We start from the raw sequence: 22,883 nt of genomic DNA, 5'->3' as shown, positions 1-22,883 counted from the left end.
TCGCACCTCGGTTCAGGAAGGGCGATCGCTTTTGATATATTTAAAATGCCAGCAAAAAAGCGCCGATAATTTGTAAGATATGGATGACATACTCAATAGACACTCCGAGTGGGCCCGCCAACGATCCGATCGCCGCCGCTATTTCAGGAACACCGGCACCTGAACTGATTAAAGCTATCAACTGGCTAAGAATTTCAATCACCGCCGGTACGTTAGCAACCAAGCCAAACAGAGCGGCAACATAAACAGCTCCCACCTGGAGAGCTTCGAGTAGTGCCGTTAGCTGCGCGATCGCGTCTGGGCCTTGAGTGTGAATATAATCTAAAATTTGTGTGATTGCTGCTACCAGTGCATCCATCTTTCTTTCCTTTTAGGGTCAAATACTTACGATAAATCAATACTGTTAGTCAACTAGCTGAAAAAGCAGTTCAAAAAATAGTCTGATTATTTCAAACCAGCTCAAATCATTTCTCATCTTGGTTCCTACATTATTCAGCTTTTCAATATGTTAGATAAAATCAAGATTTTAAATAACCAGCCACTCAAAAGTAACATGACTGAAACTGCAAAAGCAGCAGCATTTTCTGGAATTCCAGAAATCTTGTGGCAGCCAGTGTAAATCATTAAAATTGTGTAGGTTATAGCCACAACCATAACTATAAAAATAATTTCCACATTCGTTATTCCTAAAAGACTACTGATTAATAGCAATAATGACGCAGGAACTAAAGCGACACCAGCAATGAATATATCCCCTTGAAAGCTACCATATCCCCGAAATAGTTTGCGCGTCAAAAAACTAGCCCCTGCTATACTCAAAAAATTAGCAGCGCTGGCAAGTATCAAATTAAATAATGAGCTATTGCTCGAAAATTGTGTTAAAAATTTTTGGCACGCGAATACAAAGCAAACTACATATGCTATTCCAAAAGCAATTCCAACTCCTAAAGCACGTTCCTTGCCTAACCCTTCAAAAAAAACTGGAAGACCGCCAACAGGATTAATTAGAAAAATTTTTAATCCTTGGATAGCGTCATTAAGAGTGGATTTAACTTTGCTTGCGACTTCACTAGCCACTTCATTTGGATTTTCTTTTTCGTTCATGATTAATTAGTGAGGGAAATATTTTTTTGTTATATTTTGTTGCAAAAAAGCAATAAAATATATTTTTGACTCTTACAGCTATATTATGGAAAGCCAGTTAATATATTAACTTTTACCAGTAATCTTTCTCACAATTTTTCTATGCTTATCAATGACATCAGCAACCTCTTTGACTGTCTCCTTTTGTTCTTGCGACAGGGGACATTTTAGCTTAGGTTCTCTTTTTGGTTGGTCAGCCATGAGCTTAATACTCCAATGTTGTGCTATAGTTCATTAGCGGAAAAATATCGCTTATCTTTGGATAATATCATTATATTTATAGTGATGTCCAGTCATACAACGTCAGAAAATGTAAGTTGTTTTACCTGACGATCACTGTCAAAAAAAATCAAATGTTGCCATCCATGTCATAAAATGTCATAAAATAGCAGGTATAATAAGCCAAACCCCTAAACTTAAGTCACCGATGGACGTTAAAGAAGTCTTGAGATTTGCCGATGACCTGGTTTTCGCTAAGACGGGAGAACATTTGGAGGATCTGCAAGAAGCTATCCTGGGTGGTGTATGGGAAGGTCAAAAATACTCTCAAATCGCAGAAGTATCGCATTGTAGCGAAGGTCACGTCAGGAATGTAGCTTCAAAATTATGGAAGCGTTTATCAAATGTATTAGGTGAAGAAGTTACTCCCTCGAATTTACGATCGACACTTGAGAGACGACAATTATTCATCATTTCATCAAATTCGGGAAACGATTTTTTTATTGGTAATGTCAATGTCTGTAAGGATAGTCAATTTTCAGAATATCCACAAAAGCGATCGCCCTCAACCCCCACCTCAGACACCTCCCAACCCCAAACCCGACTAGACTTAGCAGATGCACCTCATATTTCATCATTGTCCGATCGCACATCCGAACTCGCCACCCTCGAAAAAGCGATCGTCCAAGAAAAGTGCAACCTCGCAGCCATATCAGGACTCAGTGGCATTGGCAAAACCGCACTTTCCCTCCACCTCATCCAAAAAATTCAGCATAACTTTGAATGCGTCATCTGGCGAAGTCTCCGCCACTCCCCACCGTTAGAAAGTACCCTAAAAAATCTTCTAGAATTTCTCTTAAATAAACCCGAAATCGAACTCCCTACCAGCATTCCCGATCGACTTTCCCTATTAATGGAATTTCTGCGAAAAAACCGCTGTCTCATTATCCTCGACGACGTGCAAACCATTCTCAGCAGCGGACAATTATCAGGAAATTACCGCCCCGAATGCGAAAATTACAGCATCCTCTTCAGACAAATCGGAGAAACAACCCACAACAGTTGCTTAATTCTCAACAGTTGGGAACCACCCAGAGAAATTACCGCCTTAAAAGGTGAAAAATCACCAGTTCGCAGCTTACAACTCACAGGCATAGGTGCAGCAGCAGCCGAAATTTTCCGACAAAAAAGTTTACTAAATCCCGAAACATGGGAAAACCTAATTAACACCTACCGAGGCAATCCATTGTGGTTGAAAATAGTCGCCACCACCATTCAAGAAATATTCCGAGGTAGGGTTGCAGAATTTTTGAAATATGATATGCTATTCTTAGGCGAAGAATTGGCAGCAACATTGCACCCGCAGATAAATCGTTTGTCAGAATTAGAGAAAAAGCTAATCTGCCGCCTCAGCCACGAAGCAAATTCAGTTTCAATAGAGCAATTGTTAAAAGATGCCGATTTATCGCCCTCCGACTTATGTGACGGGCTGCAATCTTTGGGGAGGCGATCGCTAGTTGAAATAGAAGAACAGGAGAATGAAACGCTATTCAGCGTTTGTCCTGTGGTGAGACAATATGTGCTCTCAAATCCAGTTTGTTGATACAGTCCGACAGTCCGACAGTCCGACAGTCCGGCAGTCCGGCAGTCCGGCAGGGGTTGAAACCCCTGCCTCAAAGCTAAAGTCGGTTAAAACCGACTACAGAGTGTGATGAAAATGCAATGAATTGTAGTCCTCTTTTAGAGGACTTTCGCTGTGAGACAGGGGTTTTCAACCCCTGTCGGACTGGAAGTCAAACGAGAGACTCGATCGCAAATATGAATACTGCTCAACCTTCATTAACTAAAACCGAATTAAGAAAATCGCTCCTCAACACCCGCAAATCCCTATCAGCACCAGAATGGAGACAAAAGAGCACGAGCATCTGCAATCATCTCCAAAACTCGCCCCTATTCACCGAAGCAAAAACAATCCTCGCCTACTTCAGTTGTCGCCAAGAAACAGATTTAAGTCCCCTATTTGTAACTCCTCGCAAATGGGGATTTCCCCGCTGTGTCGGCAAAGAGCTATCCTGGCACATCTGGCAGCCCGGAGATGCTTTACATACTGGAGCTTATGGGATACTAGAACCACGGGCGGATGCTCCTAAAATAGATTACTCAGAAGTAGATTTAATGCTCGTACCCGCTGTAGGCTGCGATGTTCGCGGCTATCGCTTGGGCTACGGGGGTGGCTATTACGATCGAATGCTCAGTTTAGCTGAGTGGGAATCAAAAATTACGATCGGCATTATCTTTGAATTTGCCTTGCTCGCCCAGCTACCAGTTGACTCCTGGGATCAACCGCTGCACGGCATTTGTACAGAAAGCGGTTGCAAAATTGCACAGCAAAAATCTTAAACGGGCATAAACAAATTAATTTTCCGCAATTATGCCTATATCCTCTTAATCTAGAATCTAGAATCTAAAATCTAAAATCTAAAATCTAAAATAGTATGGCCCAGCGGTACGTTCGAGTAAAAACAACACAAGGACACATCCATTACGGTTTACTGCAACTAAGCCACAGCGTTCAAGTATTTGATGCACCGCCCTGGTTAAAAGGACAACCAACCGATTTGGAACTTTCACCCGATACTTACCAAATTCTCGCCCCGTGTTCTCCCTCAAAAATTGTAGCCGTAGGCAAAAATTATGTCGATCACGCCGCCGAGATGGGAACCCCTGTACCGGAAGAACCCCTGCTGTTTTTCAAGCCCCCCAGTGCAGTCATCCCTGCAGGTGCAGCGATTCGTTATCCACAGCAGTCGGAAAGGGTAGACTACGAGGGAGAATTGGCCCTGGTGATTGGCGAACATTGTACCAACTGCACTCCCGAACAAGCACACAGCAAAATTTGGGGCTATACCATCGCCAACGACGTAACAGCCAGAGATTTGCAAAAGCGGGACAACCAGTGGGCGAGGGCCAAAGGGTTCGATACTTTTTGTCCCTTGGGGCCTTGGATTGTCCGCGAACTGAGTCCTGCTGCACAATTGCAGACTTTTGTCAATGAGAGCGAGCGACCGGTACAGTCATCCCAGATCGATCGCATGGTATTTTCGCCAGACTTTCTCGTCTCCTACATCAGTCAAATAATGACCCTAATTCCCGGTGATGTGATACTGACAGGAACGCCGCAAGGAGTAGGGCCGCTACAAATAGGCGATCGAGTCCGCATCGAAATTGAAGGCATCGGCAGTCTTGAAAATACAGTAGTTATGGGTTATTAGTTATTGGGCATTGGGCATTGGGCATTGGGCATTACAACCAACAAATAATAACCAACTAACAACTGCCAACTCCCAACAGTCAACTACCAACTACCAACTGCTTTCCTGACTAACGAACCTGCATATAAACAGCATCCGAAAGCGGAGGAATCTCTGCATAGCGTCCCAAAAGCGACTGCACGACTGCATAAACAAATGCAGCAAAAGCGCCCAAAAACACCATGTTATACAGAGTTTCCGCAATAAATGCGACTTGGAGGCCGTTAGAAAAAATCGGCAAAACCAGACCGCACAGCATCAAAACAATGTCTAAAAGAATCGCCTGCATTGCATTAAAACGAATGAAGTGACTGATGTTTTCGTTTCTAACTACTCCTAAATACAGGGCAAAGAAGATAATCAAGCTAGCAAAGGGCAAACTATAAATTTGCATCAAAGGAGCTAGCGGTATCAACAACAGTTGCAGGACAGGAAACTGTGTAAACAGAAACCTGCCAAAGGCAAGCCCGTCAACCAACGGGAGCAAATAAGGCAAAGAAGCAAAAATCCGGTCTGTAACAGTTGTAGACCCGCGCCAAGTCATAATGAACTCTCCTGAGTCGATCGGTTAACTATGAATTCCATTAAACTCAGGATAACGCAGCAGCAGGGTTTGTGTTTCGACTCTGCCGGAACTTGCTTTTCACTCAGCAGGGAGCAGCCCCAACTACCAGAGGCAGGCTTTTTTATTTAATATTAGCGATCGTGAAGCCCATTTGACACTCGTACCGATCGGGCAAATTTTCCGTAGGTTTAGCAACTGGATGTCCACAGCGAAGCTCTCCACCGCTCCAGCGCGGTTGGCCAGTGCGATCTGCCAGCAAACAACTTTGGCAAACACACTGAGGGGCAAGCATCTGATTTTCCATTAAAATGACTAACATTTGATACCTCCGGCAGGTTTCACACCAGTAATTTCATTGTATGTCAGGAGTTGGGGACAAACCGCTTAACCTGAACACAACGTAATATTTATGTCAATGGTGCGAAATCCGTAGTACGGTATAAGATCCCCAATTCCCAATCCCAAAACTGTCAAGAGGTTGATTATTGTGACGGACACTAACTTAGAATTCCTTTCCAAAACCGATCCGCTGATTGCCGATTTAATCGGGCAAGAGCTCCAGCGGCAGCGAGACCACCTAGAACTCATCGCCAGCGAAAACTTTACCTCCGCAGCGGTAATGGCAGCTCAAGGCTCAGTGCTGACCAATAAATACGCCGAAGGACTGCCAGCCAAACGTTACTACGGCGGCTGCGAATTTATTGACGGCATCGAGCAAATCGCGATCGATCGCGCCAAACAGCTATTTGGAGCCGCTCACGCCAACGTCCAGCCCCACTCCGGCGCTCAAGCCAACTTTGCAGTATTTTTGAGCTTGCTGGAACCCGGAGACGGAATAATGGGCATGGATTTGTCCCACGGCGGACACTTGACCCACGGTTCGCCGGTCAACGTATCCGGCAAATGGTTCAAAGCTTTTCACTACGGCGTCAGCCAAGAAACAGAACAGCTCGACTACGACGAAATTTTGGCACTGGCCAAAGAAAACCGACCGAAATTGCTAATTTGTGGGTATTCAGCATATTCGCGAATTATCGACTTTGAGAAGTTTAGAGCGATCGCCGACGAAATCGGAGCCTACCTGCTCGCAGACATCGCCCACATCGCCGGGTTAGTCGCCACAGGGCATCACCCCAACCCCCTCCCCCACTGTCACGCAGTCACCACCACCACTCACAAAACCCTGCGCGGCCCCCGTGGTGGCTTGATTATGACTAATGACCCGGAATTAGGTAAAAAGTTTGACAAAGCAGTTTTCCCCGGCACTCAAGGTGGGCCCTTAGAACACGTCATTGCGGGCAAAGCAGTAGCTTTCGGCGAAGCATTAAAGCCTGAATTTAAAACTTATTCCGGTCAAGTAATTGAAAATGCACGCGCTTTAGCGACACAGTTGCAGCAGCGGGGTTTAAAACTCGTTTCCGGTGGCACGGACAATCACTTAATGCTAGTTGATTTGCGATCGGTAAATATGACAGGCAAGCTAGCGGACCAATTAGTCAGCGGTGTGAATATTACTGCTAATAAAAATACCGTGCCTTTCGATCCGGCATCGCCCTTTGTCACCAGCGGTTTGAGACTCGGTTCGCCGGCGATGACCACCAGGGGAATGGGAACAGCAGAATTTACTGAGATTGGCAATATTATTGCCGATCGCCTGCTAAATCCAGATGATGAAAGCGTCGCAGCAGACTGCCTGCGTCGAGTAGCAGCACTGTGCGATCGCTTCCCGTTATATCCCCACTTGTACTTGAAAGTGCCGGCATTAGCTTAATTTTCCTGATCGGCAATGGGAAATTGGTAGTTGGAAGTGTACGGGTAAAAGGGTTAGTCGATTTTAGATTTTAGATTTTAGATTTTAGATTTCTTCTCGCATTGAATCTGGGGGATTGAACTAGCATCTTAAATTTTGGGATCGACCATCGATTGTATCGGGGGCTTGTAACCGCTTTGGGGCGGATATAAAGAGCAGGAAAAGATTGAGAGTTGCCGGTAGCGATATTGACAAGCGGTTTTCACCAAAAATATCGATCGCCAAGGCGGTTTTTAGTAAAGATATTTGTCGGGCGGGGCTGGTTTGAATAACGGTATTTGTAGGTTGCGAAAGATACCGCTCAACTGGGCCCGCTCGCCAAATATCGACTTTTTGGCTCGCGAAAAAGTCGATATTTCAAATCGTTAATTCGAGAGTTATGAATGAACAACCTGACAATTCGCCCCAGGGCAACTGCCATTGCGGCAAATCTCCGACTCCCAAACCCCCAGTCGCTCTTCAAGATGTTTCCTTGTTATAAGCCATCTGAAATGTAGTAGACTCTGCCTGACAGACTAATTGCCCCGCACTATTTAAAATTGATTTCAGATGCCGTACCAGTATCTGTACCACATACTCGCTTTTCTGGTTTCTGCGATCATCGTCCTCTGGAGTACACCAATAGTCAAAAAAATTGGTCTCAAAAGCGGGCGAGTCGATCGGCCAGGCGAGCGAAAAGTCCACAAGCGCCCTATGGTGCGCTTGGGAGGAGTGTCCATCTTTCTCGGCACTATCACTGCCCTCTTATTTGTCTGGATCTCAGGAGGCTTCATCGATGCTAACGGACAAGTTCTCAATCCCAAAGACGAATACGAAATTTGGGGAGTCACCCTCGGCGGCATCGGATTCTTCCTCATCGGTTTAGCAGACGACCTATTTTCGCTCTCGGCATTAAAACGCTTGCTCATGCAAATTGGCGTATCCAGCATCGTTTGGATGGCAGGCGTACAGATTGAGTTTCTGACAGTTCCCTCCTTGGGACTGACTAATATTGGCTGGCTGAGCTTGCCAATTACCGTGATTTGGCTCGTCGGCATGGCGAATGCCATCAACTGGATTGACGGTTTGGACGGTTTAGCAGCCGGAGTTTCAGGGATTGCAGCCGTTGTGATGCTGATTGTCAGTTTGGCGATGCAGCAACCAGCGGCGGCCCTCATTGCAGCGGCTTTGGCTGGCGGGACATTGGGGTTTCTGCGCTACAACTTCAATCCGGCTCAAATCTTTATGGGAGATGGCGGGGCTTATTTTATCGGGTTTACTCTCGCTGGAGTGGGAGTAATTGGGTTAGTTAAAACTACGGCTGTTACTTCTGTGTTGCTGCCCTATTTAATTTTAGCTGTACCGATTTTAGATATGTCGGCGGTGATTCTCGATCGACTTCGCAACGGCAAGTCACCGTTTATTGCTGACAAGCGCCATCTCCACCACAGACTTCTACAAGCCGGACTATCCCATCGATTTGCGGTTTTATTTATTTACTCACTGACACTGTGGGTGGGAAGTTTAGCCCTAGCTTTTTCGCTTCCGAGCGGCGTAATTTACGCTATGGGTGCAACAAGTTTGCTGGGATATGCTAGCTGGAAAGTTTGGAGACACGCTAGGTGAAGGAAGAAGGAAGAAGGAAGAAGGAAGAAAAATAATTTCTAATGCCAAATGCCAAATGCCTAATTCCCAATGCCCTGCGCGGGCCAATGCCCTGCGCGGGCCAATGCCCAATGCCCAATGCCGAATTCCCTGTTTTGCCAATGCCCTGTTTGCCCAATTCCCCAATCCAAAATCCAAAATCTAAAATCTAAAATCGAATAATGGTTGCTGAAATTATTTGTGTTGGCACTGAATTGCTGTTAGGCGATATTCTTAATAGCAATGCCCAGTTTTTAGCCAAAGAATTAGCGAGTCTGGGAATCCCTCACTACTATCAAACAGTGGTGGGGGACAATCCAGAACGTATCAAACAAGTGTTAGAAATCGCCGTCAGTCGATCGCAGCTTTTGCTCTTCACCGGCGGTCTGGGCCCCACACCAGACGACCTGACAGTGGAAACCATCGCCGATTTTTTTGGGGTTCCCTTAATAGAAAAGCCGGAAATTATCGCCGATATCGAATACAAATATGCCCAGCGGGGACGCACCATGAGTCCCAGCAATCGCAAGCAAGCTTTAATTCCAGAAACTGCGGATATTCTGCCGAACCGCAGCGGTTCTGCACCGGGCATTATTTGGCAACCGGTTTCTGACGTGACAGTAATGACTTTTCCCGGCGTACCGGCGGAAATGCACTTGATGTGGCAAGAAACCGCCGTTCCTTACCTGCAAAATAACGGCTGGTGCAGCGCCACTATTTACAGCCGCACATTAAAATTTTGGGGGATTGCTGAGTCAGCATTGGCGGAAAAAGTAGATAGTTTTTTGAATTTAACTAATCCTACTGTGGCTCCCTACGCCAATCACGGCGAAGTCAAACTGCGGATTTCGGCCCGCGCAAACGAGAAAGTGGCTGCGAAAAACTTGATTGAGCCGATCGAACAACAATTGCGGCAAATTGCCGGCTTAGACTGTTACGGTGCTGATAGCGATACCCTCGCTTCGACTGTGGGCCAATTGTTGCTGGATGCGGGGCAAACTCTTAGCGTGGCTGAATCCTGCACGGGAGGAGGATTGGGGGCGATGCTGACGGGTGTTCCCGGCAGTTCGAGCTACTTTTTAGGCGGGATTATTTCTTACGACAATCGGGTTAAGGAAGGATTATTAGGTGTTAAGCCGCAAGATTTAGCCGAATTTGGGGCAGTCAGCCACCAAGTGGCAAAACAAATGGCTGCGGGAGTGCGTGCCAGTCTCAATACAAATTGGGGATTGAGTATTACAGGCATTGCCGGGCCCGGAGGTGGCACAGATGCTAAACCTGTCGGACTGGTTTATGTTGGTTTAGCTGGCCCCCACGGATCCGCAGAAAGCTTTGAATACCGTTTTGGCGATGCCAGAGGCCGCGAGTGGATTCGGAATTTGAGTAGCTGTACGGCGCTCGATCGGCTCCGGCGTACATTATTGTTGGCAAAAGCGTAGAAAAAATCCTACGATTGGTCAATTGTCAACAGTAAACCGTAAGCTTAAGCTTTATTTAACACTCTCTACTCCGATATAATTCGGCAATTTTCCTTTTGCCTCTTGATTATCTGTAAAGATTAGTTATGATAATAAGAGAGGACTGATTGGCCAATATACTGACTCTCTCCATTGCTCAAAATAACCAGCAAGCGAGAAAGCAAGTTTGACCTTTGGTTTCAAAGTCGTGCTTGCTTATTTTCAGATATTTAGCCGTCGGTTTAGCAATCTAGACTATAAAAAAAGGAGCTATCCGTTCAATGGAAGACATTGAAAAGGTGCTGGAACAAATTAAAGAATGGGTTCGCAAGCTGATAGAAGGACTGCTGAGTCCCGAACATGAACCTGAACTAGAACCGATTCGTATTCCTGTAAACCAACCGAGGAATCGCAGGTAGTCGGGACTGAATTAGAAGTTTGAGGTTTAAGGTTTGACGTTTGAGGTGGCAGACTGGTTCTAAATCCCATGTCAAAACTCTCATAATTTTTGTTGCGCGGGAAATTTTAAAATTGTTAAATATCCTGGTACTTCACGGCCCTAATCTGAATCTATTGGGTCAGCGAGAACCTGGAGTTTATGGTTCTGCGACTTTAAATGATATCAACAAGTTGCTAGAACGAGAAGCGCAAGCCCTCCAGGTGCAAGTCTCAATTCAGCAGTCGAATCATGAAGGGGTATTGGTGGATGCAATTCACTCGATGTTAGGGCAGCACCAAGGCTTATTGATTAATGCTGGAGCTTATACTCATACGAGTGTGGCAATTAGAGACGCGATCGCAGCGGTGAATATCCCGGCGGTAGAAGTTCATCTGAGCAATATTTATCGGCGGGAAGATTTTCGGCACCACTCCTTTATCGCAGCGGTGGCGATCGGACAAATCAGCGGTTTTGGCCCAGAAAGTTATCGGCTGGGGCTGCAAGCTCTAGTTAGTTACCTGATTAAAAATTAAAAATTTACCGATGGTAGCGATCGGATGAGGGCAGGTTTTAGATGGAAAACCAGCCCTTATATGTTTGGGTTGAATTTTGGCTTGAATTCAAATTAACCACAAGACTTGGGTAAAACAGGATACCATAAAAAATCATAAATTATAAATTACCAATTACTAACAACTTGAGTTAAATTCAAATGCGGCATTCCCTGTTGAGCAAGTTTCAAGGAACCATCCTGGGGGCAGTTTTAGGAGACTCTCTAGGCCTGCAATACCAGAGGCAACTCGTCGGTATTCCCCCCCAAACAGAAGACTTGCAGCCGATTTTACAACTGACGAAACACCAACAATTGACCGTAAGTGGCGCAACATTGGCGTTGAATTCTGTCAACAGTAAAATCCCAAGTGGCAAAGACTCATCCGCATCCGGGACACTTGCGGTAGCGTGTGCTCAAAGTTTAATTCGGTGTAGGGGTTTAGATTTAAAAGATTGGCGCGATACTTGGGAAGCATTTGCCAAGTCGGAAATCTACCATCCCCGCAACAGTGAGTTTCAAACCCTGCTTAACCCTGGTGAAGCTGCCGTTGCTGCGCTGCCATCGGCGATGTTTTTTCACGAAAATAAAGCCAAACTGCGAGAAAAAATCATGCTGGCGATAGAGGTTTGGCACAACGAAAACCAGCCAGAATGGGAAACAGCAATTTTAGCAGTAGCATATACGATCGCCCGATCTCTCAAAGAAAGACTTGACCCCGCGACAGCGATCGAGCAAACACTTGCCTACCTGAAAACAGAGAATGCCTTAACAGAGCTGCTGCTGCAAGTACAAACACTATTAGAAAAGGGAGCCGATTTAGAAACAGCCGCCACTCATCTGTGCAAAAGCGCCACAGCTTTGCGAGAAAGACAGGGCGAAGGTGAAAAAAAATTACCAACCGAGTCAATTGTCAATCCAGGAAATTTCATTCCCATTGCCTTAGCTTTCTACTGCTTTTTGAACACCCCAGAAGACTTGCGCTTGTCAGTGGTGCGCGCTGCCCGCTGTGGTATAGCCGGACAAATAACCTGCGCTTTGACGGGAGCTTTGTCTGGAGCTTATAACGGCGTTGCTGCGATTCCTGTAGAATGGCGACAGGTATCTTCGGCTCAAGTTAATTCGCAGCAGCTAGCCGAGGGCCGAGAACCTTTGCTCTGGGGAACTGGCAGCGATGTAAAAATTGTAGAGTTAGCAAATAACCTGTTTGCAGTTTGGGCAGGCGTTTACAGGCCCGATGCCGGACTTGATTCTGCAGTGCTAGCCCGATCGGTGGCTGCACCTTATGTCATTAGACCTCGTAAAATATAAAGGTTAAAGCTTTTAACAGTAAGGGGAAACCAGCAATTAACAAGTCAAAAGCGAAAGTGGAAGGAGAGCGCCAATTAAAGATTAAAAAGTGAAAAATTAAATCGGACGCGCCTGCCCCAAAAAACCGGGTTTCAACGAGAATATGGGTAGTTCGGATAAAATCAATCAAGATGCATAGTCAGAAATTCTGACAAAGCTGCTGGATAACAGTGATATATCTTCGACACAAATGAATACGCTCTCCTCATTGATGCGACAGATTGAGCAGCTAGGGGCTGCGCGCTCACTGCGCCAACACATTGCTAAAGTGCAAAATGGCAGCAAAGCAGATACCTCACGCGCTGGCGGGCCTCTCCTGAGCCGTTTGTCGCGCCAGAAATGGCTTCTTCCCGAGACTTTTACTACTAAATTTACAAGTAAAACCTCCAAATCAAGCCTCAAAAATCAAGCTCGTTCCCCTATGTTGGCGCTGGTAGCGGTAGTTTCCCTAAGCAGCACTCTGGGCCACCGCTTCTACAACCAGCCGAAACTGGATGTGGGGACGAAAGCTCCTCAGACGATTAAGGCTCCTGCCACTGCTAGCGTCCCGGATTACAAAACTACTGAAGAACAGCGGAAAGCAGCGCGGATAGGGGCTGTAGCTATATTAATGCTGGATTCGGCGGTCGATCGACAAATTTATAAAGAATTGCAACAATTTTTGCAGCAGGGAAGCGAGCTACGGGAGGCGGTAGGCCCGTTTCCGTTTGCGAGTACCTCGGCGCTCTCACTTGCGGTTCAGGTTTACTTGCGGGGCTGTCCCGAGTGGGAGTGGCGCTGGATTTTGGCGCAAGCGGGTGACAAAAGTGCAACTTCCGAGCGATTGAGTTTGGATTCCCCGGCAATTGCTGGGGCAACAGATAACAAGTCTCAGCAAGATGCTATCGCTCAACTGCAAGCTTACAGCCGATCAGTCCGGGCAGCAGACTTTCAAAGCCTGACAGACAGTATTTCCTCTGCTCGCCAGCGCTATCTCAATGCTGTGGAGGCGCTGGGAGAACCGTCGGTTTTGGGGCTGCCCCAGATTTACGATACTTCGCTGTTTGATTTGTCCGAAGCAGCTTGGCAGAAAACCCAAACCGGTATGAGTCGGGCGGCAAAAAGAATGGTGGCTCAAGGTATCCCGCAGGGGTTGCCCAAAGAGATTTTACAAGAAGCCGTGAACCTGCAAGTGGCTGATGAAGTGCCGTTAGAGTCCCAAGGTTTGGCGGTTGAGGGTTTAACAGCGATTTTGCAGCCAAATCTGGTGAGAGATCGGGAGGAAACCAAACAGCTAGCTGAATTAGCGGCCCAAAAGGTGAAACCGGTGATGATCGCAGTAGATCAGGGCGAGATAATTGTTGCACAAGGACAAGAGATATCGCAGCAAGATTTCGTGTTGCTGGACTATTTTGGTTTGAGCCGGCGGGGGGTGAATTGGCTGGGGCTGACGGGTTTTGTTTGTTTAGTCGCGGGGGCAATTGCGATCGTACTACTGGTGGAAAGGCACTACCGCTTGCGCCGCAGAGATCATTTGCTATTGCTGCTGCTGACTTTGAGCGCGCCGGTGCTGGTGAGTTTGGGGCTGCCTTGGACGAGTTTGCCCGCGATCGGGATTTTAGCGGGCGGCTTCTACGGTTCGGCGGTGGGAGTCACTGTGGTGGGGCTGCTGTCGGCGCTGCTGCCCATTGGCTTAAATGTGGACTTGATTCATTTGGTGGCTAGCGGGGCGGGCGGATTGCTGGGCGCTTTTATGGCCGGGCGGCTGCGATCGCGCGAGGAATTGGCTCTTTTGGGCGTAGCTGTCGGCTTGGCTCAGGGCAGCGTTTATCTGGTGGGGACTTTGATTGCCAGCGCGGCTGCCGGTGCGATTTGGTACGTCGTACTCGGTACGGTGGGCGCGCAAAGTTTGGCCGGTTTGGCTTGGAGCGTTGTGGCGATCGGCATCAGCCCTTATTTGGAACACGTTTTTGACTTGATTACGCCGATCCGGCTGGCGGAACTTGCCAATCCCAACCGCCCGCTGTTGAAGAGGTTGGCTGCCGAGGCTCCGGGGACTTTTCAGCACACGCTGTTTGTGGCGAGTTTGGCAGAGGCTGCGGCCCGGGAACTTGGCTGCAATGTTGAGCTGGTCAGAGCTGGGACATTATACCACGATATTGGAAAAATGCACGACCCGCTGGGATTTTGTGAAAATCAAATGGGCGGGGCCAACAAGCACGATGAAATTAATGACCCTTGGGCGAGCGCGGAGATTATTAAAAAGCACGTTACTGAGGGTTTGGTGATGGCGCGGAAGCATCGATTGCCGAAGGCAATTCAGGCGTTTATTCCCGAACACCAAGGTAAAATGTTAATTGCTTACTTCTACCACCAAGCGCAGCAAATTGCTGCAAAAGAAATAGAAGATTTAAAGATGGTGTTGCCAGATGCGGATAATTCAAAGTTAACAATCGCAAGTCGCCAAGTGAGGGAGGAGGATTTTCGCTATGATGGGCCGATTCCGCAGTCGCGGGAAACCGGGATTTTGATGCTGGCGGATTCTTGCGAGGCTGCTTTGCGATCGCTCAAGGATGCTACTCATGAAGAGGCTTTGAATATGGTTAATAAGATTTTGAGGGCTCGCTGGCAGGATAATCAGTTGATTGATTCGGATTTAACGCGGGAGGATATGTCTCTAATTGCGGAGATTTTTGTGCGAGTTTGGGAACAGTTCAATCACAAGCGGATTGCTTACCCTAGTGCAGTTTTTACTCCCAGGTAGGGGGAATTTTTTAGTTAGGAAAAATCAGTTCGCATTTCAGTTGTGAATGAGATTTTATTGCGATTTGCCCCGCAAACCGCCATGCACTTCAGGATTGTCGCTGACAATTACCATAGTTTGTTTGATTCCTCAAAATTCCGAAGAGTCGATATCTCTTTCGCCGGCTAGGTGCGATCGCAATTTTTGCCAGTCTTCGGCATCGATCGCATTTGCAAAAGCGATGATAGTATCTACAACCCCAGCGTAGTAAACAATCCAGCAGATTGCTGGCTGTTCCTACATCACAAATAAATTTTGTGAGTTTTGAGTTCAAAAGATTTTAATTTTTAACCGCAGAGGAACGCGGATAAACGCCGATTTTTTGTGCTGATTCTATCCTTTGACTCCTGCCGCAGTTTCTGTTGGCACAATGTATTTTTGCAAAAGCAAAAATAGTCCTAAAACTGGAACAATAGAAATAATAGAACCCGCCGCCACTAAACGCCAATCTAAGGAAAATGTCCCGGCTAAATTGGCTACACCTAAAGGTAAAGTGTAATATTCCGGCCTGTCTAAAACTAGCAGCGGCCACAGAAAGTCGCTCCAAGAACCGATAAATACGAAAATTCCTAAAGTAACTAAAGCCGGCTTAATTGCCGGAATCATGACGTGCCACCAAATGCCTAATTCGCTGCAGCCGTCGATGCGGGCGGCTTCTTCTAGTTCTTTGGGAACTGCTAGGAATGCTTGTCGTAATAAAAATATGCCGAAGGCTGAGGCTAGTCCGGGAAAGATTACGCCTAAATAACTATTTTTTAGTCCGAGTTGTACAGTCAATATGTATAGGGGAATCATGACTATTTGGAAGGGAATCATGATTGTGGAAACGATCGTGATTAAGATGGCTTCGCGACCGCGAAAGTTGAGTCGGGCTAAGGGGTAAGCGGCGAGGGCACAAAAGAGGACGTTGATGCTAACTGTGAGACCGGCAATTAGGGTGCTGTTGAAAAGGTAGCGGCCGAAGGGGTTGGTTTGCCAAACTTTGATGAAGTTTTCGAGGGTTGGCTGTTGTGGCCACAGTTGCGGGGGGAATTGAAAGATGTTTTCGTTGGGGGATTTGAGGGAGGTGCTGAGCAGCCACAGCAAGGGAAACAGCATTAAAAGTGCGATCGCGCTCATGATGCTGTACGTCCACAGGGTGCTCCACGGCGAGGGAGTGTTGTTTGGGGAATTTGGTTTTTTAGTTTTGAGATTGTTCATTGTTGGGATATGATAATAAGTCCTTGCTTCGTGAGAAGCCTTGTTGTCCATAAGGGGATTATTGCCATGAAACCGTTTATTTACGAAACTATGTACATTCTGCGCCCAGATTTGGGTGAGGAAATGACAGACCAGGCGATCGCTAAATATCAAACTATTTTGCGCGATCAAGGTGCTGAAAGCATCGAAACTCAGCACCGCGGCAAGCGCCGCTTGGCTTACGAAATCGGCAAGCACCGGGACGGAGTATACGTTCAAATGAACTATACAGCTCCGGGCGCTGCAATTTTTACCCTAGAGCGCGCGATGCGTCTGAGCGAAGAAGTGATTCGCTATTTGACTATCAAGCAAGATGTGCCAGATGCACCTGAAGCGGAAGCTGAAGCTGAAGTCGCCGAGTAGCATTCCTGTCAACTTAACGTTTTATGTAGTACCAGTCTACTGTTTGACGATTAGGGCCGCTTATTCTCCGGCACGCCTTTCTTAAGGGCTACCCTGTACACACAACTTGAAAAACTAACGTCAGAGCCTTTCGCTCCCCCTGGCAGCCTCCTGAAAAAGAGGCTGGGGGGAGCTCTGGAATTGTGGAACATAGTTTTTTAAGGGCGGGACTTGATGTTAATTGAAATTATAGGTGAATGGGCGATTGTTTTTCTACGGGAGGACGATCGCTCTTTTTTGTGGGGAGACTGCTGGGACTTAATCTATTTTTATCAACAAACAAAGCTCGCTTTTTGAGGATGGCGAGGGCGATTCACTTAGCCCAACTCTATTATCTAGTTGACTAGAAAAAACTTGACTATGCTTGAGCATAGCTGCTTAATCATTGTAAATCTAATTGTGATTCGCTACTTATTAAATTTACTGTTAACTAAGGCAAATTCGACTTTCTTGAGAGGCAAAATTCTGCATCTATAACTCTGAACCAAACTATAAAGTTATTTTTGCCCTTGGCAATTAGGTAGCCGCTAAAATGTGGCTCTTAGAAGAGGAGTATTGTCAAATTTTGCCAACTGCTGCTTGAGGTTGGGCCTGAATCAACTAGCCCAAGGTCGATCGCACTCCCTGCAACCTCGATCGAGATTCTCGCCCCATAGCCCAATTGTAAACTTTTGTGACAATTTTTATTTGGTAGCTTTAGATACAGAATTGTCTGTTATAGTGATAGAAGAGAAGAAAAAACAAGCCCAACATTAATCTAAAGAATACGGAGGAACCCCATATGTCTACCGAAAATCAAGCTCGCTCTCTGATGATGCGCCACCACCAACTGGTGAAGAACCGCCAGCAATCCATGCTCAACCGCACCGCCACCGAAGTCGGGATGGAAGATACGCACTACTGGGGTCACATTCAAGGCAAACCGCAGCCCAGCTTTCAAGCCAGCTACGATCGCAGCAACGCCACTATGAGCTAGGGCAAACTCAATTTCGACAATTGTCTACGAAGTTATTACCTATAATTTGGAGAAATCAGTTATGTCCACTCAAGAACAAGCCCGCAACCTGATGATGCGCCATCAACACGTCGTCAAAAACCGTCAGGAATCCATGCTGAGCCGTGTGGCTGCTGAAGTTGGTTTAGATGCTGGTTCTCCAGCGAGTATCGATCGCAAATAACCCCTTTTTTCAACGGCGAGATAGTTGAATCGAGTGTGTTGTTTGCTAGCTAAAAATTAATAATGTCAATTACCAAACCGTCGCGACTTCTTCTTGAGTTCTAACTCAAGATTGGAAGCCGCGATTAGTTTTATGGGGAATTAGGAATTGGGAATGAGGAATGGGAAATTGGGCCCAAAAGAATGGCAAATCTAAAATCTAAAATCTAAAATCGTTCGACTGAGCGCTCACGCCGAAGTCTAAAATCTAAAATCTAAAATCTAAAATGGTATAATCCCCTTTCAGCAGATTGAAGGCTACTAGGGAGGTCATGATGTCAGACTGGAAAGAAATTGACGGCGGAGTTACAGCACCCAGAGGGTATCGAGCATCGGGAATTACAGCGGGCTTGAAGCCTTCAGGCTTACCAGATTTAAGTTTAATTTTGTCAGAGGTAGACGCGATCGCCGCCGGAGTCTTCACAACCTCCACTGTCCGGGCTGCTTGCGTGGACTACTGCCGCCAGCGTTTGCAAGCTAAACCCAGTGCGAAAGCAATTTTGTGCAATGCGGGACAAGCTAATGCTGCTACTGGCGAACAAGGTTTGGCAGATGCCCTCGAAAGTGCCGAATTGTTGGGAGAAGCGCTGAATATTCCTCCAGAATCGATTCTTTTGGCCTCCACTGGCGTCATCGGACAGCGGATAAAAATGGAGCCGCTGAGGGCGGGAATTCCCCGATTAGTTGCTGAGGCATCGGAAACTGGTTCCGATGCGGCGGCTAAGGCTATTTGTACGACTGATTTAGTGCCGAAAACGATCGCGCTGGAAACCATGTTTGGCGATCGACCCGTCCGCATCGGCGGCATTTGCAAAGGTTCGGGAATGATTCACCCGAATATGGCAACAATGCTGGCATTTGTAACTTGCGATGCAGCAGTGTCATCGCATTTGTGGCAAGAAATGGTGAGTCGGGCGGCTAACAGAAGTTTCAATCAAATTACTGTTGACGGCGATACCAGTACCAACGATTCGCTAATTGCTTTGGCAAACGGTCAATCCCGCACACCCGCAATTACAGAAATGGGGGCAGATGCTGAAAAATTAGAGGCGATGCTGACAGAAGTTTGCGTGCATTTAGCAAAGGCGATCGCCCGTGACGGCGAAGGTGCAACTTGTTTGGTGGAAGTGCAAGTTAGTGGCGCGCTAGATGAAGTTTCTGCGAGTAAAATTGCCAAAACAATTGTCGGTTCTTCTTTGGTGAAAGCTGCTATTTTCGGACGCGATCCGAATTGGGGCAGAATTGCGGCGGCGGCTGGGCGCGCTGGTGTCGCTTTCGAGCAAGAGAATTTGCGGATTCAATTGGGGGATTTTTTGATGATGGAAAACGGACAACCTAAAGAGTTCGATCGCGCTGCTGCAAGTAATTATATGAAAGCGGCTGCGGAAGGGGAATATTTGAAGGCTGATACGGTTTTAATTCAGGTTAGTGTCGGGAATGGCAGCGGTTTTGCGAAAGCTTGGGGATGCGATTTGAGTTACGACTACGTGAAGATTAATGCGGAGTATACGACTTAAATAAGTCCAGGCGGTTAGAAGTCCTGGTGGTTAGAAACCGCGCCTACAAAAACAAAACCAGACGAGAGAAAGTTGAAGGCAAATTTCACACAATTTAAACTAAATTCCCTCCCCGTGGGGGGAATTTAAAAAATCTCAAACCTTTACTCACCAAGTTAATCTCAGCTTTTTTCCTCCTCATTTTAAAATCGCTAAAGCCGTTACAGAGCTCAGCTTTTTAGGATTTTAACAAAAGAGCGCTAAAAATCTTATTCAGACTAAGTTTCAAGACTTTTTAAGGTTATTATTAATAATAAAAAAGTCTTGAAAACACGCCCTAACCAAAACTATCGGAGACAAACACATAGCCGCCACCATATCCAACATTATCATCCACTAATATTAAGCCCTCGTTACCCTGCGGTTCGCCACTCTGAGCAAGCCCATAATTCACCACGCGCAACAACCGCTGCGGCGTAAACGATTCCAATTCCACAAAATTGCCTGCATCCAGCCATGCTAGTTCTTCTGCTGTTAAACTTTGCCTTACAGCGTCGGGTAATTGACGGGCTGTTTGTGCGATTGTTTGAGATTGCTGCACAAACATATCGCGGGATGCTAAGATTTGACGGGGAGAAATTCCCAAATCAAAAATTGTCACCGCTTGATTCGCAAACCAGTTTGGATTAGTTCGCAGTTGATTTACCAAGCGAACTCCTGCAGGGCTCGCATTGTGCAGTGCATAGACTTTTAAATCGGTATTGCGCCGCAGCATTTCAATCACGGTACTGAAGATGCTTTGGGGATAGCCACTAATACTAAGAATGGCGCAGTTGTTTTCAAAATGGACGTTGTTGGCAATCAGGAATTGAGCGATTTCGTCACTGTCGCAGATAATTGCGCGATCGAAACTGTAGGCGCTAACTTCGCGATCGATGCTGGCGGGTAAAGCTTCTTGACGAGGTGCAGGGAGCAGTTTTTCTAATGTGCCGTTCACTGTTTGCCAGTCTCGCAGCCATTTATCGCTCTGCGCTTGATTAACTAGAAATATTTCACCCGTTATCTGTGGGCGAGTTTTTTGGTAAATGCCGAGCCAGTAGGAAAATAGCCCTAGTATAATCGCTACGATGTATCCTGGAAAATAATCAAATATTAGGCTTCCTGAAATGCCGCTCACTAAAATAATTCCCCCTAAAATTTGGAGGTTTTTAGCATTAATTCTTCTGCCGCGAATACCTTGAGCAGGAGATTTGCTGGAGTGGAAAAATAGCCATATCCAAATCAAATTGTAGAGAGCGAAGGAAATAATAACTGCGAATTGTGAGGAAAAAATAGCAAGAGCGAAGGTAAGGGAGAAGGTTCCAGCAAATACGCTAAACAAGAAGTAGGTCAAAATCCAACTGGTTTCTGGCGCGCGAGATTTAAGCTTTTGGTCAATAAAATACAAAAACTGTTTGTGCGTAAAAAACAACATATTTTGGCTGGAAATATTTTCGATCGCCTTTTTGAAAAAGGGATCGGTGAATGCCAATGTTTTATCAGTGACGGTAGTGGGTTCAAAGACAAACGGATGATTGCAATTCTTACAGCGACCTGAGTTCCTGGTACGATCGCGCAAATTGTTATCGGTATTACACTGGACGCATTTCATTCCCATTTCGGTTACTCCTGATTGATTTAATGGATTTATATCGTTGACGGTTGTTTTGGAATGATTTTACCGCAGAGGCCGCAGAGGGCGCAGAGGAAGAGAAGAGAGATAACTTCGTTACAACCGAGATGTTACACCATTGTCAGCAACAGGCAAGATGCCTGTTCCACAAGAGAATTTATTTATTGTGGAACAGGCATCTTGCCTGTTCTTAAGAATGGTGTAACATCTCAGGTTTAAAATACTTGCCCGTTTAACAAGATAGAATAGTCTTCTCGCTGTCGAATTAATCGATCGCCCTTAGCATCAATTAACACCTCAGCAGGGCGGGGGCGGTGCAGAAAATGAGATGACATCGCATAGCCGTAAGCCCCGCTATCCAAAATTGCGATCGTATCCCCAGTTTTGAGTTTGGGTAGCCAACAGTTGCGCCCCAAATAATCCCGCGAATAAGTTGTGTTGCCGCAAATATCCGTTTCATGCCGCGATACATCGCCAGTTTCCCAAGTTGCGATCGCCCGATAGCCCCCGTGCACCGCAGGTACCGATAGATTTGATACAGTCGTATCCACGCCGACAATTTGCCTGTCGCCCAACCACTTCACCGAAACAACTTTCGCAAGCAAAACGCCACAACCTGCGATCGCCGATCGTCCCGGTTCAATCACCAACTCGATCGGGCGAGATAGCGCACTCAATCGTTCAGTAATCGCCGCACCAAACTCCCGCCAGTCAAACACCGCACCGCCTCGATAGGGATAGCCAAAACCACCGCCAAAATCGAGGGTTCGCCAATCGGGCAACAGTTGGGCGATCGCAATTAGCCGATCGATCGCCTGCGTAAAAGCACTCGTGGCGTTAGTTCCAGTCCCCCTATAAAAATGCAATCCGGTAATCCTCAACCCCTGCTGCTGCGCGATTTCGTTGGCTTTCTCGAATTCGGCGGGACGCACTCCAATCCGACTGTCTCCCGTCAATTCTGGTGAGTTGAGGCGCAGTCCAATTTCGGCACGGATCGATCGCGGTTGACTCCCGGAATATTCGCAAAAATCTTGGAGTTGGGACAGACAATCGAAGTTAAATTGATCGATCTTCCATTCAATCAATTGCTGAATATCCGCCCTGTTGAGGTTACTGCCGGTGTAGACAATGCGATCGCTCGTAAAACCCGCTTTCAGTCCCAAAAAAACATCCCCCGGTGTATTCGCGTGTAGCCCCCAACCAGCCTGCTGAATCAATTGCAACAGAGCAATATTGCCGTTGGTGACGCTAGCAAAATGAAACTGAACGTGCGGATAGTCGATCGATCGGGTAATATCGTCAAGGGTTTGACGGAGGATATCGGCCTGATACACATATAAAGGCGAACCATAAGTTGACAAAAGTCGCTGGGCCATTGCTTCGGAGAACGGCGGCGAATGAGTTTTGGTTTCATTCTGTAGCAAAGATTCCGTCATAAGGAAGAAGTTTGGCAACGAGGAATGTACGGGATTTAACGGATGTAACGGAGGTTATATCAAGTCCGATGGATCTGTCTGATATAATTCCATATCTTGTAGGGGCGGGTTCACCATTATTCTCAAATTCAAAGCCAACAAATTTATAAACCCGCCCCGCCCATATCAACTGT

General features: G+C 46.5%; 23 protein-coding genes. 15 read left to right on the top strand and 8 right to left on the bottom strand.

What is annotated here, in order from left to right; genetic code table 11:
* Positions 1-40: 40 nt before the first annotated feature.
* From QUB26_RS07375 to QUB26_RS07365, 3 genes are all read right to left on the bottom strand, one after another.
* Entirely contained in the window at positions 41-358 is a 318-nt protein-coding gene (locus tag QUB26_RS07375) for a hypothetical protein (RefSeq protein ID WP_333054669.1), read from the bottom strand.
* 134 nt (positions 359-492) lie between these two features.
* The gene (locus tag QUB26_RS07370) at positions 493-1,104 is read right to left on the bottom strand and encodes a hypothetical protein (RefSeq protein WP_333237480.1); all 612 of its coding nucleotides are present in this window, start codon (positions 1,102-1,104) and stop codon (positions 493-495) included.
* Between the two features lie 105 nt (positions 1,105-1,209).
* The gene (locus QUB26_RS07365) at positions 1,210-1,344 is read right to left on the bottom strand and encodes a hypothetical protein (RefSeq protein ID WP_333054671.1); all 135 of its coding nucleotides are present in this window, start codon (positions 1,342-1,344) and stop codon (positions 1,210-1,212) included.
* Positions 1,345-1,570: 226 nt separating this feature from the next.
* Between QUB26_RS07365 and QUB26_RS07360 the strand changes: the two genes are divergently transcribed.
* The 3 genes from QUB26_RS07360 (at position 1,571) to QUB26_RS07350 (ending at position 4,634) form a co-directional block, all read left to right on the top strand.
* Positions 1,571-2,965 (top strand): NB-ARC domain-containing protein, encoded by a 1,395-nt coding sequence (locus QUB26_RS07360; RefSeq protein WP_333317303.1) that lies wholly within the window; start codon positions 1,571-1,573, stop codon positions 2,963-2,965.
* Positions 2,966-3,180: 215 nt separating this feature from the next.
* A complete protein-coding gene (locus QUB26_RS07355; protein WP_333317312.1) occupies positions 3,181-3,762 on the top strand; it encodes a 5-formyltetrahydrofolate cyclo-ligase in 582 nt (193 codons plus the stop codon).
* Between the two features lie 95 nt (positions 3,763-3,857).
* Complete coding sequence (locus tag QUB26_RS07350; protein ID WP_333237472.1) at positions 3,858-4,634, top strand: fumarylacetoacetate hydrolase family protein; 777 nt, start codon at positions 3,858-3,860, stop codon at positions 4,632-4,634.
* Positions 4,635-4,743: 109 nt separating this feature from the next.
* On the opposite strand, the gene QUB26_RS07345 is transcribed toward QUB26_RS07350, so the two are convergent.
* The gene (locus QUB26_RS07345; protein WP_333109200.1) at positions 4,744-5,217 is read right to left on the bottom strand and encodes a Tic20 family protein; all 474 of its coding nucleotides are present in this window, start codon (positions 5,215-5,217) and stop codon (positions 4,744-4,746) included.
* 142 nt (positions 5,218-5,359) lie between these two features.
* A complete protein-coding gene (locus QUB26_RS07340) occupies positions 5,360-5,557 on the bottom strand; it encodes a hypothetical protein (RefSeq protein ID WP_190739976.1) in 198 nt (65 codons plus the stop codon).
* Between the two features lie 168 nt (positions 5,558-5,725).
* On the opposite strand from QUB26_RS07340, the gene glyA reads away from it, so the two are divergent.
* The 8 genes from glyA to QUB26_RS07300 all read left to right on the top strand — a co-directional run bounded on the left by glyA (position 5,726) and on the right by QUB26_RS07300 (position 15,457).
* Positions 5,726-7,009, top strand: coding sequence for a serine hydroxymethyltransferase (gene glyA, locus QUB26_RS07335; RefSeq protein ID WP_333237470.1), 1,284 nt, complete (start codon positions 5,726-5,728; stop codon positions 7,007-7,009).
* Positions 7,010-7,597: 588 nt separating this feature from the next.
* Positions 7,598-8,653: an MraY family glycosyltransferase gene (locus QUB26_RS07330; protein ID WP_333237467.1), complete on the top strand. Its 1,056-nt coding sequence runs from the start codon at positions 7,598-7,600 to the stop codon at positions 8,651-8,653.
* 200 nt (positions 8,654-8,853) lie between these two features.
* Positions 8,854-10,110 (top strand): competence/damage-inducible protein A, encoded by a 1,257-nt coding sequence (locus QUB26_RS07325; protein ID WP_333237465.1) that lies wholly within the window; start codon positions 8,854-8,856, stop codon positions 10,108-10,110.
* Positions 10,111-10,409: 299 nt separating this feature from the next.
* Entirely contained in the window at positions 10,410-10,547 is a 138-nt protein-coding gene (locus tag QUB26_RS07320) for a hypothetical protein (RefSeq protein ID WP_333237463.1), read from the top strand.
* A 112-nt stretch (positions 10,548-10,659) separates the two neighbouring features.
* A complete protein-coding gene (gene aroQ, locus QUB26_RS07315; protein WP_333237461.1) occupies positions 10,660-11,100 on the top strand; it encodes a type II 3-dehydroquinate dehydratase in 441 nt (146 codons plus the stop codon).
* Positions 11,101-11,279: 179 nt separating this feature from the next.
* Complete coding sequence (locus QUB26_RS07310; RefSeq protein WP_333237459.1) at positions 11,280-12,428, top strand: ADP-ribosylglycohydrolase family protein; 1,149 nt, start codon at positions 11,280-11,282, stop codon at positions 12,426-12,428.
* A 229-nt stretch (positions 12,429-12,657) separates the two neighbouring features.
* A complete protein-coding gene (locus tag QUB26_RS07305) occupies positions 12,658-15,210 on the top strand; it encodes an HDIG domain-containing metalloprotein (protein WP_333237456.1) in 2,553 nt (850 codons plus the stop codon).
* 46 nt (positions 15,211-15,256) lie between these two features.
* Entirely contained in the window at positions 15,257-15,457 is a 201-nt protein-coding gene (locus QUB26_RS07300; protein WP_333237454.1) for a hypothetical protein, read from the top strand.
* 125 nt (positions 15,458-15,582) lie between these two features.
* Here QUB26_RS07300 and QUB26_RS07295 read toward each other — a convergent pair whose 3' ends face one another.
* The gene (locus QUB26_RS07295) at positions 15,583-16,500 is read right to left on the bottom strand and encodes a carbohydrate ABC transporter permease (protein WP_333237450.1); all 918 of its coding nucleotides are present in this window, start codon (positions 16,498-16,500) and stop codon (positions 15,583-15,585) included.
* A 15-nt stretch (positions 16,501-16,515) separates the two neighbouring features.
* Between QUB26_RS07295 and rpsF the strand changes: the two genes are divergently transcribed.
* The 4 genes from rpsF (at position 16,516) to argJ (ending at position 19,623) form a co-directional block, all read left to right on the top strand.
* The gene (rpsF, locus tag QUB26_RS07290) at positions 16,516-16,851 is read left to right on the top strand and encodes a 30S ribosomal protein S6 (RefSeq protein ID WP_006631907.1); all 336 of its coding nucleotides are present in this window, start codon (positions 16,516-16,518) and stop codon (positions 16,849-16,851) included.
* Between the two features lie 820 nt (positions 16,852-17,671).
* Positions 17,672-17,866, top strand: a complete 195-nt coding sequence (locus QUB26_RS07285) for a hypothetical protein (RefSeq protein ID WP_006631905.1) — start codon at positions 17,672-17,674, stop codon at positions 17,864-17,866.
* Between the two features lie 61 nt (positions 17,867-17,927).
* On the top strand, positions 17,928-18,068 hold the full coding sequence (locus tag QUB26_RS07280) for a hypothetical protein (RefSeq protein ID WP_015176121.1): 141 nt from the start codon (positions 17,928-17,930) through the stop codon (positions 18,066-18,068).
* A 313-nt stretch (positions 18,069-18,381) separates the two neighbouring features.
* Complete coding sequence (gene argJ, locus QUB26_RS07275; protein WP_333237645.1) at positions 18,382-19,623, top strand: bifunctional ornithine acetyltransferase/N-acetylglutamate synthase; 1,242 nt, start codon at positions 18,382-18,384, stop codon at positions 19,621-19,623.
* 316 nt (positions 19,624-19,939) lie between these two features.
* Here argJ and QUB26_RS07270 read toward each other — a convergent pair whose 3' ends face one another.
* Together QUB26_RS07270 and QUB26_RS07265 are read right to left on the bottom strand one after the other, a co-directional pair.
* Positions 19,940-21,259: a hypothetical protein gene (locus QUB26_RS07270; protein WP_333302654.1), complete on the bottom strand. Its 1,320-nt coding sequence runs from the start codon at positions 21,257-21,259 to the stop codon at positions 19,940-19,942.
* A gap of 230 nt (positions 21,260-21,489) precedes the next feature.
* A complete protein-coding gene (locus tag QUB26_RS07265; RefSeq protein ID WP_333237446.1) occupies positions 21,490-22,710 on the bottom strand; it encodes a decarboxylase in 1,221 nt (406 codons plus the stop codon).
* Positions 22,711-22,883 lie beyond the last annotated feature (173 nt).

It is taken from the genome of Microcoleus sp. B4-C1 (assembly GCF_036705285.1).
Taxonomy (GTDB): domain Bacteria; phylum Cyanobacteriota; class Cyanobacteriia; order Cyanobacteriales; family Microcoleaceae; genus Microcoleus.
Note: the sequence above shows the minus strand (reverse complement) of the source record. Positions and strands in the feature narration are given on the sequence as shown.